Consider the following 17,060-nt stretch of genomic DNA (forward strand, 5'->3'; position numbering starts at 1 on the left):
CTTGTCGTACCCTCATGCAACAAGCGACTTTCGCTAACCGCTACAGGCACCGCAAGGCGTCGACAGTTCCGACAGCGTTTTACGCGCTTTTCCTACAGACACTGTGCCATGCGCGCCGCATCATGAACATCCCGCATTTCATGGACACGATCATGGCGAAATCCATGCCGACAGCCAGCCGACGCGTGCTGTGGAAAGGCGCAATTTCTTTCGGCCTGGTGCATATTCCGATCGCGCTGTACACCGCGACAGCCGAACACGGCCTCGACTTCGACTGGCTCGACAAGCGCACGCTCGATCCGGTCGGCTACAAGCGCATCAATAAAAAAACCGGCAAGGAAATCGCGAAGGAAAACATCGTCAAGGGCATCGAGGTCGAAGACGGCAGCTACGTCGTGCTGACGCCGGAGGAAATCGAGGCCGCCTACCCGAGGACCACACAGACGATCGAGATCGAATCCTTCGTCGCGACAGACAGCATTCCCTTCCTGTATCTGGAACGACCCTACTACATCGCGCCGATCAACAAGGGCGAGAAAGTCTATGCGCTGCTGCGCGAAATCCTCAAGCGCAGCGGCAAGGTCGGCATTGCCAAGGTCGTGATCCAGACGCGTCAACATCTGGCCGTGCTGATCCCGGTCGGCCCGGCGCTGGTGCTGAATCTGCTGCGCTGGGGCGACGAAATCCGAACCTGGGAACAGCTGGATCTGCCGAAGGAAGGTGCCAAGGCGGCCGGTCTGACCGACAGGGAAATCAAGATGGGCGAACAGCTGGTCGACGACATGAGTGGCGAATGGGACCCGGACGCCTTCACCGATTCGTTCAAGGAGCAGATCCTGCAACTGGTCGAGCGCAAGATCGCAGCCGGTGAAACGGAAACGGTCGCGCACATCGAACCGCAGGAAGCCGGCACCGGCGCGACGATCTACGATCTCACCGAGATGCTGCAGCGCAGCCTGAAGAACAAGGGCAAGGCCGCATCGGCGGACGACGAAACTGAAGAAGAAAAACCGGCACGCAAGACGCCGGCCAAGCGTGCCGCTGCACGTAAATCCTCCGGCAAGACGTCTTCACGTGCGGCCGTCAAATCTGCATCCAAATCCAAATCGGCTAACGCAAAACCAAGCGCGCCCCGGCGCAGATCGGCTTGACCATGCCACGCTCCGACACGCTGAAAACCTACAAGACTAAACGCAACTTCCGCATCACCTCCGAACCGTCCGAAGGCGGCGTGCCGAATGCCGAAGCGCTGTCCTTCGTCGTGCAGAAACACTGGGCGTCGCGCCTGCATTACGACTTCCGCCTCGAGCTCGACGGCACGATGAAAAGCTGGGCCGTGCCCAAGGGGCCGAGCTACGACACGCACGACAAGCGCATGGCGGTGCACGTCGAGGACCATCCGATTGCCTATAACAAGTTCGAGGGACAGATTCCGGAGAAACAGTACGGTGCCGGCAAGGTCATCATCTGGGACAAGGGCATCTGGACACCGCTGACCGATCCGCACGATGGCTTTCGCAAAGGCAGCCTGAAATTCGAATTGCACGGCCACAAGCTGCACGGCCGCTGGGCGCTGGTGCGGATGAAAGGCGGCCGCTACGGCAGCGGGAAGCAGGAGCCATGGCTGCTGATCAAGGAAAGAGACGAGTACGCGCGTCCTGCTACCGAATTCAGTGTCATCGACGAACTGCCGGACAGTGTCGCCAGGCTCAGCGATCCGTCCGATGCCAACACAGCAAAGTCAGCGAAGACAGCCAAGGCATCCAGACCCGCGGCAAAGTCCGTCGCACTGGCCAAAACCACTGCACGCAAGACCGCATCGCGCGGCAGCAACAGGAACATCGCCATCGCAGGCGCCATGGCCGCCGACCTGCCGAAGACATTGACGCCGCAACTGGCGACGCTGGTGGACAAGCCACCGCAGGCTGACGACAGCGGCGACTGGCTATACGAAATCAAGTTTGACGGCTATCGCATCGTCGCCCGCATTGACGGCAGCGGCGTGCGCTTGGTGACGCGCAACGGCAACGACTGGACCGACAAGCTGCCGGCACTGGCGGCCGAACTGCGCAAGCTGAAACTGAAACCATGCTGGCTGGACGGCGAGATCGTCGTTGCCGACGAAAACGGTGTGCCGAATTTCCAGATGCTGCAGAACGCCTTCGATACGGCGAAGACGAGGCAGATCGCCTATTACGTCTTCGACCTGCCCTTTCACGACGGCCTCGACCTGCGCAAGGCCGCGCTGCAAGATAGACGTGCGCTGCTGCAGCAGATACTGGCGAAGAAATCGTCGGATTTCGTCCGCTACAGCGACACCTTCGACGTGCCGGCGAACGAGATCGTCGCCTCAGCCTGCCGTCTCGGACTGGAAGGCGTGATCGGCAAGCGCCGCGATTCGCACTACGTTTCGCGCCGCTCGCCGGACTGGATCAAATTGAAATGCGGACGGCGCCAGGAATTCGTCATCGGCGGCTATACCGATCCGCAAGGTACCCGCAAGGGTTTCGGCTCGCTGCTGCTCGGCGTGCACGACGACAAGGGTCATCTGCGCTACGCCGGCAATGTCGGCAGCGGCTTCAACGACAAAACATTGCAGGACCTGAAAGACAAGCTCGACGCGCTCGCCACCGACAAAAGCCCGTTCACCGGCGGTACCGGCCCGCGCACCAAGGCGCACTGGATCAAGCCTAAGCTGGTCGCCGAGATTGCGTTCAGCGAATGGACCGACGGCGGCCATGTGCGGCAAGCCGTTTTCCATGGACTGCGCACCGACAAGAAAGCTAATACCATCGTGCACGAAGAGCCGGTCGCCGTCGGCAGGATCGCCAAGAGCGCTTCGTCCGGAAAAGGCGGAAGCACGAAAGGTAAATCGAAAGATTCGTCGAAAGACATATCGAAAGGCAAACGTGCATCGCAGACCGATGCCGCCATGCATAGCACGCTGCCAACCGGCTTCAAGGTCACGCATCCCGATCGCGTCATCGATCCTTCGACCGGCATCACGAAAATCGACCTGATCCGCTACTACGCGCTGGTCGCGCCGCTGATGATGCCGCACCTGAAAGGCCGCCCTACTTCGCTGGTACGCGCGCCCGACGGCATCAAGAGCCAGCTGTTCTTCCAGAAGCACATGGACGAGCCGATGGACGGCACGCGCCTGCTCGATCCGGCGCTCGACCCCGATCATGCATCGCTGATCGAGATCGCCAGCCCGCTCGGCCTGATGACGGCTGCGCAATGGAACGTCATCGAATTCCATACGTGGAACGGCGTAAAAACCGCAATCGACAAACCGGATCGCATGACCTTCGATCTCGATCCGGGAGAAGGCGTCGCATGGCCGGTCGTGCTGGAAGCGACGCTGCTGATGCGTTCCTTCCTCGAACAGCTGGGCCTCGCCTCCTTCGTCAAGACCAGCGGCGGCAAGGGCATGCACGTCATCGTGCCGCTGAAGAAGCGCTACGACTGGGATACCGTCAAGGATTTCTCTAAGGCCATCGTCGAACACATGGCGCAGACGCTGCCGCAGCGCTTCGTCGCCAAGAGCGGGCCCAAGAACCGGGTCGGCAAGATCTTCATCGACTACCTGCGCAACGGCTTCGGCGCAACCACCGTTGCCGCGTGGTCGGTACGCGCGCGGCCAGGCCTCGGCGTATCGGTGCCGGTCGGCTGGGACGAAGTGGAAAAACTGCACGGCAGCGCGCAGTGGCATGTCGCGAACATTCATACGCGGCTCGACCAGGGCAATACGCCATGGGACGGCTACGACGCCGCCGCACAGAACATCACGGCAGCGATGAAGATGCTTGGTTTTACACGTGGGAAGAAATAGATCTGAACGCAGCCTCGGCTATAATCCGAGACCACTACCGCATCCAACGGTAGATGCATCTGCCGTCATTGCAATCCAAGCCTATCCATTCATCGCCCCATGAAAGTCATCTTCGTCCTGCACAGCCACAAGGCCGGTGGCGCCGAACGTCATTTGCTGCAACTGATGCAGGGATTGGCAGGCAAAGGCGTCGAATGTATCTACGCCGGACCGCTGCAAGGATGGCTGGGCGAACAACTGCAAAAGAACAGTTTCCGCTGCGAGCAGATTTCCTTCACCGGCTTCTACGATCTGGCATCGCTGATCAAGCTGGTGCGCCTGATCCGCCGCGAGAAGGCCGATCTGGTCCACGGTCATCTGACGCGCGGCGCCTACTACGCCGGCTGGGCAGCCAGATTCGCAGGCGTGCCCAATGTCGCCACCGCGCATTCGACCAATGCCGGCAAATGGTTCGGCCGCGCCACGCGCATCATCGCGGTCTCGGATGCGGTCGCGCGCTTCCTAGTTTCCTGCGGCTATCCGCAGCAGAAGATCCGCACCGTCCATCACGGTGTACCCGACTACGCTGCCCTGCCGCGCACGCCGCGCGACGCGATGCGCGCAGAACTCGACCTCGACGATGCACCGGTACTGGCGATGGTCGCCCGCTTCATGCATGCGAAAGGGCAAGACATCGCGCTGCGCGCACTGGCGCAATTGACAGACCGCCGCTGGACGCTGGTACTGGTCGGTTCGCTGGATACGACATTCGCGAAAGAGGTACAGGAACTTGCCGTCGCACTCGGCATCGTCGATCGCATCCGTTTCGTCGGCCATCGCGACGACGTCAATAACATCTACGGCTGCGCCGACATGCTGCTGGCGCCGTCGCGCCGCGAAGCGCTGTCGCTGACACTACTGGAAGCCGCCGCCTTCGGCCTGCCGATCGTCGCTTCCGATGTCGGCGGTATCGGCGAAGCGGTAGCCGACGGCGAAACCGGCCTGCTGGCGCCGCCCGAGAATCCGGCCGCACTGGCACAGGCGATCGCGACTTTGCTGGATAATGCAGACTTGCGTACGCAAATGGGTCAGGCCGGCCGCCGGCGCTATGAAGCGCTATTCGCACTGGACAGCATGACGCGCGGCACGCTGGCGGTCTATGAAGAAGCCGTCGAAGCCGGCAGGAGAGCAAGTTGAACCGTATCCAGATCCTGATGTATCACCAGGTCGGCGACTTCCCCGCGATGGATACGCATCGCGCGACCTATTGCGACCATCGCCGCTTCGCCGTGCAGATGGGCTATCTGAAGACTTTCGGTTACAACGTGCTGAGCATGAACGACGTGCTGCAATGCGTGCGCGGTGACAAGCCGATTCCACCGCGTGCCGTCGCCATCACCTTCGACGACGCCTACGAGAATTTCTACGAATATGCGCTGCCCATCCTGCAGCGCCACGGCTTCCCTGCCACCGTCTATGCGATTGCCGGCATGCTCGGCGGCTCGGCCGACTGGCTGATCGCCGATGGCCACGACGCACCACCGCTGATGACGGCGGCACGCCTGCGTGAATTGTTGTCGTGCGGCATCGAAATCGGTTCGCACTCGTTCAATCACATCCGGTTGGGCGAGCAACCTGCCGAACTCGTCTTCAACGAAGCACTGAAATCCAAATCGACGCTGGAAGATGCACTCGGCCAGCCTGTCGATCACTTCTGCTATCCGTACGGCAGCCACAACATCCAGACGGTCGAAGCCGTCGCCGAAGCCGGCTACAAGACGGCTGTCACCTGCGAGCGCGCGCCTGCCACCATCGGTGACGATCCGCTCACGTTGCCGCGCAAGGCAGTCGCCTGGGGCGATTCGCTGGTCGGCGTCTTGTGGAAGATGCATATGAAGAACACGCCGAAGCGCCCGCTGATCCGGCGTTGATTTGCCTTCCAGCAACCGTTCCCGTTCGACCGTTTCCGTTTAACCGTTTCTTTACGCTCTTTCGTTTGCTTCGTTATACGATTGGCAACGCGTGGCATTCGTGATGTAATGCCTCGCATGTTTCCCAGCGCTGTCCCGTCGCCCAACCATCGATAAGGAGCCTCGCCATGAAGAAACTGTTAGGTGCCGTACTGTTGCTGATGCCAATCGCTTTCCATCCGGCTCTGGCCGAAACGGCACAGCAGAACAAGATGAAGTCCTGCAACGTCAAGGCCGGCAGCAAGAAAGGCGACGAACGCAAGACATTCATGAAGGAATGCCTGAGCAAAGACAGCACCGACCAAGGCAGCGCAGCACAACAAGCTCAGCGCGAGAAGATGAAGACCTGCAATGCGTCGGCCAGCGACAAGAAAGGCGACGAACGCAAGGCGTTCATGAAGGAATGCCTGTCGAAACACTGACAAACACCTGCAAAAAAGCCCGCACGAAGCGGGCTTTTTTATTACGTATGCCAAGAGAGGCATTCAAGGCGAAAATTATTGCTTCGCCATCGGTGGCACATCCCCGCCCTGCTTTTGCGGCGCATCCCAGCCACCGCCCAGTGCACGAATCAAGCCGACCGATGCAACAGCACGCTGTCCCTGACTACGCACCAGAGCGCGCTCCGAAGCAAGCCGTGAACGCTGCGCATCGATGACTTCGAAATAGCTGGCCGAGCCATAGTGATAGCGCGAATCCGCCAGATTGTTCGCAAGCTTCGCCGAATCGATCGCCTGTTCCTGGAACACCATCTGGCGATCCAGCGTGCGTAAGGCACTCAGATTGTCCTCGACGTCGCGGAAACCGACCAGCACCTGCTGGCGATAATTCGCAACCGACGCTTCATAGCCGGCATCGGCACGCGCCAGATTGGAACGATTACGGCCACCGTCGAAGATCGGCAGGTTCAGGATCGTGCCGGTCAACGGTCCAAGTATCCAGCTGCGGCTGGACCACTTGAACAGATCGCGCAATTCGTCCGACGCATAGCCGCCCGCACCAGTCAGCACCAGCGACGGAAAGAACGCAGCCTTCGCTGCACCGATGCGCGAACTGGCGGCCGCCATCCGGCGTTGCGCCTGTGCAATATCAGGACGACGTTCCAGCAGATCGGATGGCAAGCCTGCCGGCACCGTCACCAGCGGTGCTTTCAGCAATGCCACAGGCAACGTGAACTGTGCTGGAGCCTGCCCCAGCAACACGGCCAGCGCATGATCACGCTGCGCACGTTCGCGACGCACACCTTCCAGTTCGGCGCTGGTCGTCGCCCATTCAGTGCGCGCCTGTGCGACATCCAGTTCGCTGGTATCGCCGGCATCAAATCGGTGCTTGGCGAGGTCCAGTGCTTCCTGGCGCAGTTCAACGGTTTTCTGCAGCACATCGGTTTCCGAATCCAGTGCGCGGATCGTGAAGTATTGCTGTGCGACGTCGGCTTGCAATGCCAGCAGCACGGAACGGTACGCCGCTTCCTGTGCCTGCGCATCGAGTGCTGCAGCGCGGCTGGCGTCCGACAGGCGGCCGAACAGATCGACTTCATACGAGAAGCCCAGCTGCGCACGGTATTCGGTCGACGCACTCTGCTCATTACCGATTCGCGTCGGACCGAAGCCGGCACCGAGCTGGAAACCACGATCGGCATCGACGACGCCGGCAATCGCACGCGCTTCCTTCACGTTCGCCAATGCGATTGCCAGATTCGGATTCGATTGCGTGGCTGCGACGACCAGTTTGCTCAGATCGTCGTCGCCGTACACCTTCCACCATTGGCCGCGATCCTGATCGTCGGCCGGCTTCGCGACCTGCCATGCGCCATCCAGCGACTCGGCCTTTTCGCGATAGGCGGCTGGCGTATCGACCTTGACCTGCTCCGGCGGACGCGCCGTCGAGCAGCCGGCGAGCACCATGGCAGCCGTCAACGCGGTGAGGGTCAGTTTGAATGTTTTCATTGTTATACCTCGTAGTTGTGCGGAACGTCGGTCGGAATCGCCGGATGATGCGGATAGGCTTCTTCCTCCGGATCGCGTTTCGGCGTCAGCTTGTTTTCCAGCGTACGCAACAGCACGTAGAAGATCGGCGTCAGGAACAGGCCGAAGGCAGTCACGCCGATCATGCCGGAGAACACCGCCACGCCCATTGCATGACGCATTTCCGCGCCGGCACCGGACGACAGGATCAGCGGCACGACACCGGCGATGAAGGCGATCGACGTCATCAGGATCGGCCGCAGACGCAAGCGTGCTGCCTCGATCGCCGCTTCATAGATGCCGCGGCCATGATCTTCCAGTTCGCGTGCGAACTCAACGATCAGAATCGCGTTCTTGCACGCCAGCCCCACCAGCACGATCAGACTGATCTGCGTGAAGATGTTGTTGTCGCCGCCGGTCAGGAACACACCGAAGATGGCAGACAGCAAGCCCATCGGCACGATCAGCAACACGGCCAGCGGCAAGGTCAGGCTTTCGTACTGCGCAGCCAGCACCAGGAACACCAGCAGCATCGACAGCGGCAGGATGATGAACAGCGTGTCACCGGCGATCTTGTCCTGATAGGTGATCTCGGTCCATTCGAAACCGATACCGCGCGGCAGCGTTTCGGCAGCAATGCGTTCGATCGCATCCTGCGCCTGGCCCGTGCTGTAGCCCGGTGCCGGACCGCCGTTCACGTCAGCCGACGGGAAGGCGTTGTAGCGGATCGCCTGATCGGGGCCATGGCTTTGCGTCAGCTTCAACACGGACGACAACGGCACCATTTCGCCGGCAGCATTGCGCGTCTTCAGCAAGCCGATATCCTCGGCATGCGCACGGAACGGTGCATCGGCCTGCACGCGCACCTGGAAGGTACGGCCGAACTTGGTGAAGTCGTTCACGTACAGCGAACCCAGATAGATCTGCAAGGTATCGAACACCGACGGCACCGACACGCCCAGTTGTTGTGCGCGCGTACGATCCAGATCGGCAAACAATTGCGGCACGTTGATCTGGAAACTTGAGAACATGCCTTGCAGTTCCGGTGCGGCATTCGCCTTTGCCATGAATGCCTTCAACGCATCGTTCAACGCTTCGTTGCCGAGCGCGGCGCGATCCTGGATCTGCAGCTTGAAGCCGCCGATCGTGCCCAGGCCCTGTACCGGCGGCGGCGGAAACATCGCGATGAACGCATCTTTGATGCCGGCGTATTTCTGGTTCAACTGCATCGCGATCGCATTGCCGCTCAATTCCTTGCTCTTGCGTTCGTCGAACGGTTTCAGCGTGACGAACACAATGCCGGAGTTCGGGCTGTTGACGAAGCCATTGATCGACAGGCCAGGGAAAGCCACTGCCGATTCCACGCCCGGCGTCTTCATCGCGATATCGGACATCTGGCGAATCACGTCTTCGGTGCGATCCAGCGACGAGGCGTCAGGCAACTGCGCAAAGCCGACCAGATACTGCTTGTCCTGCCCCGGCACAAAGCCTGCCGGCACGTGGTGGAACAGAAAACCGGTCACACCGATCAGCACTGCATACACGACCAGCGACGCCGACTTGCGCTTCAAAATGCTGGAGACACCACCGCCGTAATTGTCGGAACCGCGGTGGAACACCTTGTTGAAGCGTACGAAGAACCAGCCGAATGCCTTGTCGATCGCGAGCTGGAATTTATCCTTCGGCGCACCGTGGTTTTTCAGCAGCAAGGCAGACAATGCCGGCGACAGCGTCAGCGAGTTGAATGCCGAGATCACCGTCGAAATCGCGATCGTCAATGCGAACTGCTTGAAGAACTGGCCGGTCAGACCGGACACAAATGCCAGCGGCACGAACACCGCGCACAGCGTCAGCGCGATCGCAATGATCGGGCCGGACACTTCGCGCATCGCCTTGTAGGTCGCTTCACGCGCCGTCAGGCCCGCTTCGATATTCCGTTCGACGTTTTCCACCACGACGATCGCATCGTCGACCACGATACCGATCGCCAGCACCAGCCCGAACAGACTCAAGGCATTGATCGAGAAGCCCAGCCCCAGCATCACGGCGAACGTGCCGATCACCGACACCGGCACCGCCAGCAACGGAATGATCGATGCGCGCCACGTTTGCAGGAACACGATCACGACGATGACGACCAGCAGGATGGCTTCCAGCAGCGTATGCACGACCGCTTCGATCGATGCACGCACGAATTGCGTCGGGTCATAGACGATGCTGTAGTCCACGCCTTCCGGCATGTCTTTTTTCAACTCTTCCATCGTCTTGCGGACGTTGTTCGAGATTTCCAGCGCGTTGGAACCCGGCGACTGGAAAATCGGAATCGCCACCGCCTGCTTGTTGTTCAGCAGCGAACGCAATGCATATTCGCTGGCGCCCAGCTCGATACGCGCGACATCCTTCAGCTTGGTGACGACGCCGTCCGGCGATGCCTTGATGACGATGTCGCCGAACTCTTCCTCGGTCTGCAGACGGCCGCGCGCATTGACGGAAATCTGGTAATCGACGCCCGGCACCGTCGGCGACGCGCCGATCACACCGGCTGCGACGTTGACGTTCTGCTCGCGAATCGCCTGCACGACGTCGTCCGCCGACAGGCCGCGCTCCGCTACCTTGCGCGGATCGAGCCAGATGCGCATCGAATAGTCGCCGGAACCGAACAGTTGCACGGCGCCGATGCCCGGCAGACGTGCCAGCCTGTCCTTGACGTTCAGCACTGCGTAGTTACGCAGGTAGGCCATGTCGTAGCGGTCGTTCGGCGACAGCAAGTGCACCACCATCGTCAGGTCAGGCGAGCTCTTGGTCGTCGTCACGCCGAGGCGTTGCACGACATCCGGCAAGCGAGGCAGTGCCTGATTGACGCGGTTCTGCACCAGTTGCTGCGCCAGATCCGGCGGCGTACCGAGCTGGAAAGTGACGGTCAGCGTCATCAGGCCGTCGGACGTGGCCTGCGATTGCATGTACAGCATGCCTTCGACGCCGTTGATCTGTTCCTCGATCGGCGTTGCGACCGTTTCCGCGATCGTCTGCGGATTAGCGCCGGGGAAATTGGCCTTGACCACGACCGACGGCGGCACGACTTCCGGATATTCGGAAATCGGCAGGTTGAACATGGCGATCAACCCTCCCAGCAGAACGATCGTCGACAACACGCCCGCAAAGATCGGGCGGTCGATAAAGAATCTGGATATGTTCATGTGATTTTCTTTTTCTTCAGTATGGAGAGCGCAGCGCTATCGGGATCAGTTGGCCGCGATGACGTCGGCGCCCTTGCCTTCCGTCTTGAACAGCTGTGCCACGCGGGCGTCCATCGCCACCGTTTCCGGCGTCACCGTTTCGTTCGGACGAATGCGCTGCAGGCCGTTGACGACGATGCGCTCATCCTTCTTCAGGCCGGTACGCACGACACGCAGGCCTTCGACGATCGGTCCCAGCGTGACCGGACGATAGGTCGCCTTGTTGTCGGCGCCGACCACCATCACGTATTTCTTGTCCTGATCGGTGCCGACCGCACGGTCGTCGATCAACAGCGCATTCTTGGCATTCGCGTCGCCGGTACGCACGCGAGCGAACATGCCCGGCGTCAGCGCGCCGTTGGCGTTATCGAACACGGCGCGCACGCGGATCGTGCCGGAACCGTTGTCGATGCGGTTGTCGAATGCCTGCACATGTCCCTGGCGCGGATAGCCTTCCTCGCTGGTCAGGCCCATCGCCACCGGAATACGGTTGACGCCGCTGTTGCCGACCGCACCGGTTGATGCATAACGGATGTAAGTCGGCTCATCGACTTCAAAGCTGACGTACATCGGCGATACGGAAACAACCGTCGTCAATACCGGTGCGGTCGGGCCGGTCGTCACGAGATTGCCGACCGTGATTTCGGCGCGCGATACGCGGCCGGCTACCGGTGCGGTGATTTCGGTGTATTGCAAGTTCAGGCGTGCGGTCTGTACAGCAGCATCGGTCGCTTTCAGGTCGGCTTCGGCTTCGCGATAGGCGTTGTTGCGCGTATCCAGTTCACGTTGTGCGACGGCACGCTCTTCCAGCAGCTTGCGCGTACGCTCCAGCTCGGTCTTCGCCAGCGTCAGGCGCGCCTGTGCGCCGGCACGCGCGGCGTCGGCGCGTGCCAGTTCGGCCCTATACGGACGCGGATCGATGGTGAACAAACGATCTCCTTTTTTCACCAGCTGGCCATCCTGAAAATGCACGGCGTCGATGGTGCCGGAGATGCGCGGACGGATTTCAACGCGCTCGATCGCTTCGACGCGCCCGGAGAAATCGTCCCATTCGGTGACCGAACGTTCGAGTACGGCTGCCACCGTGACCGGCGTGGCAGCCGGCGCTGCCTGCTGCGATTTTTCCGCGTGGCCGGAAAGCGAGACGGTCGCGGCGCCCGCGATGACCAGCACGCCGATGGCAATGGCGATGGCACTGCGAGAAAAACGCGATTTGTTTGTAGTGATCTTCATGTTCTTTCCCTGTCGATTGGATATGGATGAAATTGATGTGTGAGTAATCGGTAAAAAATGCGTAAAGGTTGCGTGGTTATATCTGCCGTTACCGGAGGCGTCTGGCCGTTTTCGGCCGGCAGTCGCTCATCCAGGGTCGTTGATGAATTGCGAAACCGTCGCAACGATGATTGGAAAATCCGGGTGATCCGGCTGCAGCAGCCGGCGCGACGATCCTTCCAGCCTGCGCATGTGTACCGGCACGCCGGCGACGATCAGCCGTGTCGCATACTGTTCGGCTTCGTCGCGCATGGCATCGCTTTCGGTGCTGACGATCAGCGCCGGTGCCAGATCCGCAAGGCGGCGCGATTGCGAAGGAGCGGCATACGGATGCAGTGCATCGCCGACGGCGGGCAAGTAGGCGGCCCAGCCTTCGCGGCAGATGCATTCGCCGGATGCATGCATCGACGACGAGGTCTGGTGCGGATCCAGCATCGGCGTGATCAAGACCTGCCCTTTCAACCGAATGCTGCGACCGTTCGGCATGACGCGGTCACGCGCCATCATTGCCGCGGCCGCTGCCAGATTGCCGCCAGCCTGATCGCCGGCGACGAACATGCGCTTGCCATCGGCACCGTACGCATCTGCATGCTCACGTGCCCACAGCAGCGCCGCGAACGCCAGCTCGGCGGTATCGGGAAATTGCATGGTCGGTGCCAGCGGATAATCGACGGTGACGACGATCGCGCTATCGGCCAGGGCCGCGGCGATACCGTCCGCATCGTCGGCACGGCCGCAATCGAAATAACCGCCATGGAAATAGACGATCAGCGGCAGGCCGGTCTTCTCGGCATGGCGGCCAGAACGATGGCCAAACACGCGCAGCGAAATTTCCCGTCCCGCATGGCGGAACGATGCCAACGCCGAAGCCTGTCGCACTGCCAGTTCCATGATTACTGACGCTCCGCCGCGGTCTGAGCAAGGTTGCCGACAGCCATCGTGGCATTGGCCCAGACGGCGCCGCCCGTCAATGCGCTGTCATAGACAAGATCCGACACCGCCGGATTGTGCAACGCGGCAGAGATTGCCAATGTGCCAGCGGCGACGGCCGTAAATTGATAGAGACGTGTTTTCATGATGATGCTCTCTTGCAAATGTTTCGATGAATGGAAGTATAGAAATCCAACGTTCGAAGATAAATATCGGCTTTTATGAAGAACTGTCTTTTTTAATTGGACAGTTCACCTCTTCCAACCTTGACAAAGACAGTGACTCGCCTTTTAATACAGACATCCGTGAGCGAAACGGATATCAAGTTCATAATTACTAGTGATCGCTACAGAATACAGTTGCTACTGTAGCCAGCGCCGTTTGCGCTGTCAAGAGATTTAATATCGATCGCTATGGAAATAGAGACAAAAACCGAAGACAAGCCGCGCAAAAAGGCCGGACGCCCTCTTTCCTTCGACCGCGATGCGGCGCTGGAACGGGCGATGCTTGTCTTCTGGCGTTACGGTTACGAGGCAGCCTCGCTGCAGGAATTGACGTCGGCAATGGGTATTACACCTCCCAGCCTGTATGCGGCATTTGGTGATAAGGAAAAGCTGTTCCTCGAAGCCGTCGAACGTTATTCATCCAAGAATTGCGATGCATTGCAGTGCCTGTTTGCGGCAGCGCCCACGGCGCGCGATGCGATCGAACGCCTGCTGCAAAGCAATGCGATCGAACTCACCTGCCCCAGCCATCCGCCCGGTTGCCTGGTTGTCACTGCTGCCACCAATTGTTCCGCGTCTTCCGCGCACGTGCAGAGCGCGATGGTCGAGCGGCGCGACAATGTGGAAAGCATGATTCGCACACGCATCGAAGAAGGCATACGCGACGGCGAACTGGCGCGGGATACCGATGCCGGCGCTCTCGCCAATTTTTACAATACGGTGATTCAGGGCATGTCCACGCAAGCCCGCGACACAGGTGGTAATCGCGACAAGCTGCTCGCCATTGCATACACTGCGATGCGCGCCTGGCCTGCAAGATAGGCAGCTTTCAACCCAGTTTCCGTCAATGAAAAAGCGCCCGATGGGCGCTTTTGTTTTTTTGCCGACGACAATGTCCGTTAGTTATCCGTTTTCGACTGCCTTCATGTCTGCAAAGTCCGCATTCCACGTTGCACAGCCGGCCGCTCGCTTATCGTATCCAGCCAGCGCTGCACCGACGGTTTGTCCCGCATGCTGTCTGTCAGCACCTCCTTCAGATAGGTTGTTGCACTCAGCGTCCACGCATAACAGGCAATGTCGGCGATGGTGTAGTGTTCGCCGGCGAGATAGGTATTGCCTGCAAGATGACGATCCATCACACCGAGCAGGCGATCCGCTTCGTCGGTGAAATGCTTGATCGCCATCGGCAGTTTTTCTTCGGCGCGCAAGGCGAAGAAACCCAGTTGTCCGAACATCGGTCCCGTGCCGCCGATCTGCCAGTGCAGCCACGCCAGCGCACGATAGCGCTCCGGCCCTGCGGCATCGAGGAAGCGACCGTGTTTCTCCGCCAGATAGGTCAGAACGGCACCACTTTCGAACAGCGTCAACGGCCCGCCTTCCGCTTCGTCGTCGACCAGCGCCGGAATCTTGTTGTTTGGCGAGATCGCCAGAAAGTCCGCTGCGAACTGCTCGCCCTTGCCGATATCGACCGGCTGCACGTTGTACGCCACTTCCAGTTCTTCCAGCAGGATCAGCGGTTTGCGGCCATTCGGCGTACTCCATGTGTACAGGGTCAACATGCATCCTCCATCGAAAATTGCCGCCGGACATCGCACACACATCCGGCCTGAATTCCAGACGGAGTCGGCGAATCGGCCAAGGTTCCTCGTCCGGTTTCAGGAATGTTCTAGAATCGTGCGCAGTGTCTTTCACCACTGGACAATTTTGCATGGACCGTTTCGATACAATGTTGGCCTTCACCCGCGTGGTGGAATTGAAAAGCTTCACCAAGGCGGCGATGTCGCTGAACCTGCCGAAGGCGACGGTCTCCGCGCAGGTGATCGCGCTGGAAAAACGTTTGCGCGTCAAGTTGCTCAACCGCACGACGCGCCACGTCAGCGTGACGCCGGATGGCGCCGGCTATTACGAACGCGCAGTGCGCCTGCTGGCAGAACTGGATGAAACCGAAGCAGCCGTCAGCCACGCAGCGACGTCGCCGAAAGGCCGTTTGCGCGTGGATGTTCCCGGTTCGGTCGGACGCTGCATCATTGCACCGGCACTGGCGGACTTTTTCGAACGCTATCCGGAGATCGATCTGGAACTGGGTTGCACCGACCGCCCCGTCGATCTGGTACACGAAGGCATCGACTGCGTGATCCGCGGCGGTGAAATCAACGACGAATCGCTGGTTGCGCGCCGGCTCGGCGATTTCCGCATGCGCACTTTCGCGGCGCCTGCGTATCTGAAAAAGCATGGCGAGCCGCGCAATCTGGAAGAGCTTGAACGCCACCAGTTGATCCTGTTCGCCTCGTCAAAAACCGGCAAGATATTTCCGATGATCTACGAACAGGATGCAGTGCAAACTGCCGCCCAGGGAATACGCCGCGTCTCGGTCAACGATGCCGATGCATTGGCCGCCGCCGCTTGCTCCGGTATCGGCCTCGCACAGCTGCCAGATTACATCGCGTGTGAATATGTGGCGTCAGGCCAGCTGGTGCCGGTGCTGGACGGTCTTCTGTCGGAGCATGTGCCGTTCTGGATTCTCTATCCACCCAATCGCCACCTGTCGACCAAGGTGCGCGCGTTCGCCGAATGGGCGGCAGAATTGTTTGCAAAGACGGAAATGGGCGCGCGACCGCTCTGACCGGCGGAGAACCCGAACGGTATCTCCGCCCTTTCGTTCAGAATCCCGAACCCGGCGTCTTCAAAAATGCGCTCTCCTCGTCGGTCGATGCCCGGCCGAGGATGGCATTGCGATGCGGGAAGCGCCCGAAACGGGCGATGATGTCGCGATGACGAATCGCGAAATTGGTATAACCGGCGAAGGCCTCGCGCTGCTCTGCCGGCACGTCATCCTGCAGTCCTTTGAACAGATCGACCACACGCTCCTGCAGCGGCAGTGATTCTGCATGTTCGAGCGGCAGATAGAAGAACACGCGTTCGATGGGACGCAGCAAGGTGTCGGCACCGCGTGCCAATCCGTCCAACGCCCAGTGCAAGGCAATCGGATCGAAGGAAAACGATTCCGGCCGATTGCGATACATATTGCGCGGAAATTGGTCGGTCAGCAGGATCAATGCAAGCAGACCGTGCGGTGTCCGGGACCATTGATCGAAACGACCGCCGCTGGCAGCAATCGTGCAAGCTTCGAAACGCGTACGAATTTCACGGTCGGTATCATCGTCTTTCGACCACCAGAGTTTTCCCTGGCGACTGCCAATGGCGGCATCGTCGCCCTCATCGCTGCCGAACCAGAACGTCCGTACCGTGTCTGCTGTTTCGATCAATGTCTCTCCTTGCCAAACTACCTGAATGGCCTGAACGGTCTTGTTCAGGCCTTGGTATTGATGCTGTTGCCCAGATGCGGCGGCAGGCTCTGTACCTGAGGAATCGCTTCCAGCAATGCCAGCGCCGCGGAGCTTTGCGCATCCAGTGCCTTCTTGAAAACCGCAATCGATACCGCACTGGTAGTGCGTTCCTGCGCCATGCTCGTTGCCAGAGCCGGAATATTGCCTACATCCATACTACCTCCATTCAGTCGGAATGACTGTCTTCATCTTTTCTTAACGACGAAGATCAAGATTTCTTTAATCTGCCACATCCGATCATGAAAAATATGTGCGGCATCGCGCTTATCCATGCGCCAACTTTTTTATTGTCGTGTTGTCTGA

At 59.9% G+C, this 17,060-nt stretch carries 15 protein-coding genes; 7 read left to right on the plus strand and 8 right to left on the minus strand.

The features are described from left to right. The first annotated feature begins 152 nt into the window (after positions 1 to 152). The 5 genes from ku to IEV40_RS00470 all read left to right on the plus strand — a co-directional run bounded on the left by ku (position 153) and on the right by IEV40_RS00470 (position 6,206). A complete protein-coding gene (gene ku / locus IEV40_RS00450) occupies positions 153 to 1,151 on the plus strand; it encodes a non-homologous end joining protein Ku (RefSeq protein WP_229723890.1) in 999 nt (332 codons plus the stop codon). A gap of 2 nt (positions 1,152 to 1,153) precedes the next feature. Continuing rightward, entirely contained in the window at positions 1,154 to 3,835 is a 2,682-nt protein-coding gene (ligD, locus tag IEV40_RS00455) for a DNA ligase D (protein ID WP_188419011.1), read from the plus strand. Positions 3,836 to 3,934: 99 nt separating this feature from the next. Beyond that, positions 3,935 to 5,011 (plus strand): glycosyltransferase family 4 protein, encoded by a 1,077-nt coding sequence (locus IEV40_RS00460; protein WP_188419013.1) that lies wholly within the window; start codon positions 3,935 to 3,937, stop codon positions 5,009 to 5,011. Next, the gene (locus IEV40_RS00465; RefSeq protein WP_229723891.1) at positions 5,008 to 5,745 is read left to right on the plus strand and encodes a polysaccharide deacetylase family protein; all 738 of its coding nucleotides are present in this window, start codon (positions 5,008 to 5,010) and stop codon (positions 5,743 to 5,745) included. Before IEV40_RS00460 ends, IEV40_RS00465 begins: the two co-directional genes overlap by 4 nt. A gap of 167 nt (positions 5,746 to 5,912) precedes the next feature. Continuing rightward, the gene (locus IEV40_RS00470) at positions 5,913 to 6,206 is read left to right on the plus strand and encodes a PsiF family protein (protein ID WP_188419015.1); all 294 of its coding nucleotides are present in this window, start codon (positions 5,913 to 5,915) and stop codon (positions 6,204 to 6,206) included. Between the two features lie 75 nt (positions 6,207 to 6,281). On the opposite strand, the gene IEV40_RS00475 is transcribed toward IEV40_RS00470, so the two are convergent. From IEV40_RS00475 to IEV40_RS00495, 5 genes are all read right to left on the minus strand, one after another. Further along, positions 6,282 to 7,730, minus strand: a complete 1,449-nt coding sequence (locus tag IEV40_RS00475; protein ID WP_188419017.1) for an efflux transporter outer membrane subunit — start codon at positions 7,728 to 7,730, stop codon at positions 6,282 to 6,284. 2 nt (positions 7,731 to 7,732) lie between these two features. Further along, the gene (locus tag IEV40_RS00480) at positions 7,733 to 10,945 is read right to left on the minus strand and encodes an efflux RND transporter permease subunit (RefSeq protein WP_188419019.1); all 3,213 of its coding nucleotides are present in this window, start codon (positions 10,943 to 10,945) and stop codon (positions 7,733 to 7,735) included. A 45-nt stretch (positions 10,946 to 10,990) separates the two neighbouring features. Next, positions 10,991 to 12,217: an efflux RND transporter periplasmic adaptor subunit gene (locus IEV40_RS00485; RefSeq protein WP_188419021.1), complete on the minus strand. Its 1,227-nt coding sequence runs from the start codon at positions 12,215 to 12,217 to the stop codon at positions 10,991 to 10,993. A gap of 126 nt (positions 12,218 to 12,343) precedes the next feature. Then, positions 12,344 to 13,147, minus strand: a complete 804-nt coding sequence (locus IEV40_RS00490) for an alpha/beta hydrolase fold domain-containing protein (protein ID WP_188419023.1) — start codon at positions 13,145 to 13,147, stop codon at positions 12,344 to 12,346. Between the two features lie 2 nt (positions 13,148 to 13,149). Continuing rightward, complete coding sequence (locus IEV40_RS00495) at positions 13,150 to 13,332, minus strand: hypothetical protein (protein ID WP_188419025.1); 183 nt, start codon at positions 13,330 to 13,332, stop codon at positions 13,150 to 13,152. A 267-nt stretch (positions 13,333 to 13,599) separates the two neighbouring features. Between IEV40_RS00495 and IEV40_RS00500 the strand changes: the two genes are divergently transcribed. Beyond that, on the plus strand, positions 13,600 to 14,232 hold the full coding sequence (locus tag IEV40_RS00500) for a TetR/AcrR family transcriptional regulator (RefSeq protein WP_188419027.1): 633 nt from the start codon (positions 13,600 to 13,602) through the stop codon (positions 14,230 to 14,232). 101 nt (positions 14,233 to 14,333) lie between these two features. Here IEV40_RS00500 and IEV40_RS00505 read toward each other — a convergent pair whose 3' ends face one another. Continuing rightward, the gene (locus IEV40_RS00505) at positions 14,334 to 14,969 is read right to left on the minus strand and encodes a glutathione binding-like protein (protein ID WP_188419029.1); all 636 of its coding nucleotides are present in this window, start codon (positions 14,967 to 14,969) and stop codon (positions 14,334 to 14,336) included. Positions 14,970 to 15,118: 149 nt separating this feature from the next. Between IEV40_RS00505 and IEV40_RS00510 the strand changes: the two genes are divergently transcribed. Beyond that, on the plus strand, positions 15,119 to 16,033 hold the full coding sequence (locus IEV40_RS00510; RefSeq protein ID WP_188419031.1) for a LysR family transcriptional regulator: 915 nt from the start codon (positions 15,119 to 15,121) through the stop codon (positions 16,031 to 16,033). Between the two features lie 37 nt (positions 16,034 to 16,070). Here IEV40_RS00510 and IEV40_RS00515 read toward each other — a convergent pair whose 3' ends face one another. Beyond that, positions 16,071 to 16,676 carry a DUF924 family protein gene (locus IEV40_RS00515; RefSeq protein ID WP_229723892.1) on the minus strand — a complete coding sequence of 202 codons (606 nt, stop codon included), beginning with the start codon at positions 16,674 to 16,676 and terminating at the stop codon, positions 16,071 to 16,073. 44 nt (positions 16,677 to 16,720) lie between these two features. Next, positions 16,721 to 16,912, minus strand: a complete 192-nt coding sequence (locus IEV40_RS00520; RefSeq protein ID WP_188419032.1) for a YjfB family protein — start codon at positions 16,910 to 16,912, stop codon at positions 16,721 to 16,723. Positions 16,913 to 17,060 lie beyond the last annotated feature (148 nt).

Source organism: Oxalicibacterium solurbis, from assembly GCF_014635845.1.
Lineage (GTDB): Bacteria > Pseudomonadota > Gammaproteobacteria > Burkholderiales > Burkholderiaceae_D > Oxalicibacterium > Oxalicibacterium solurbis.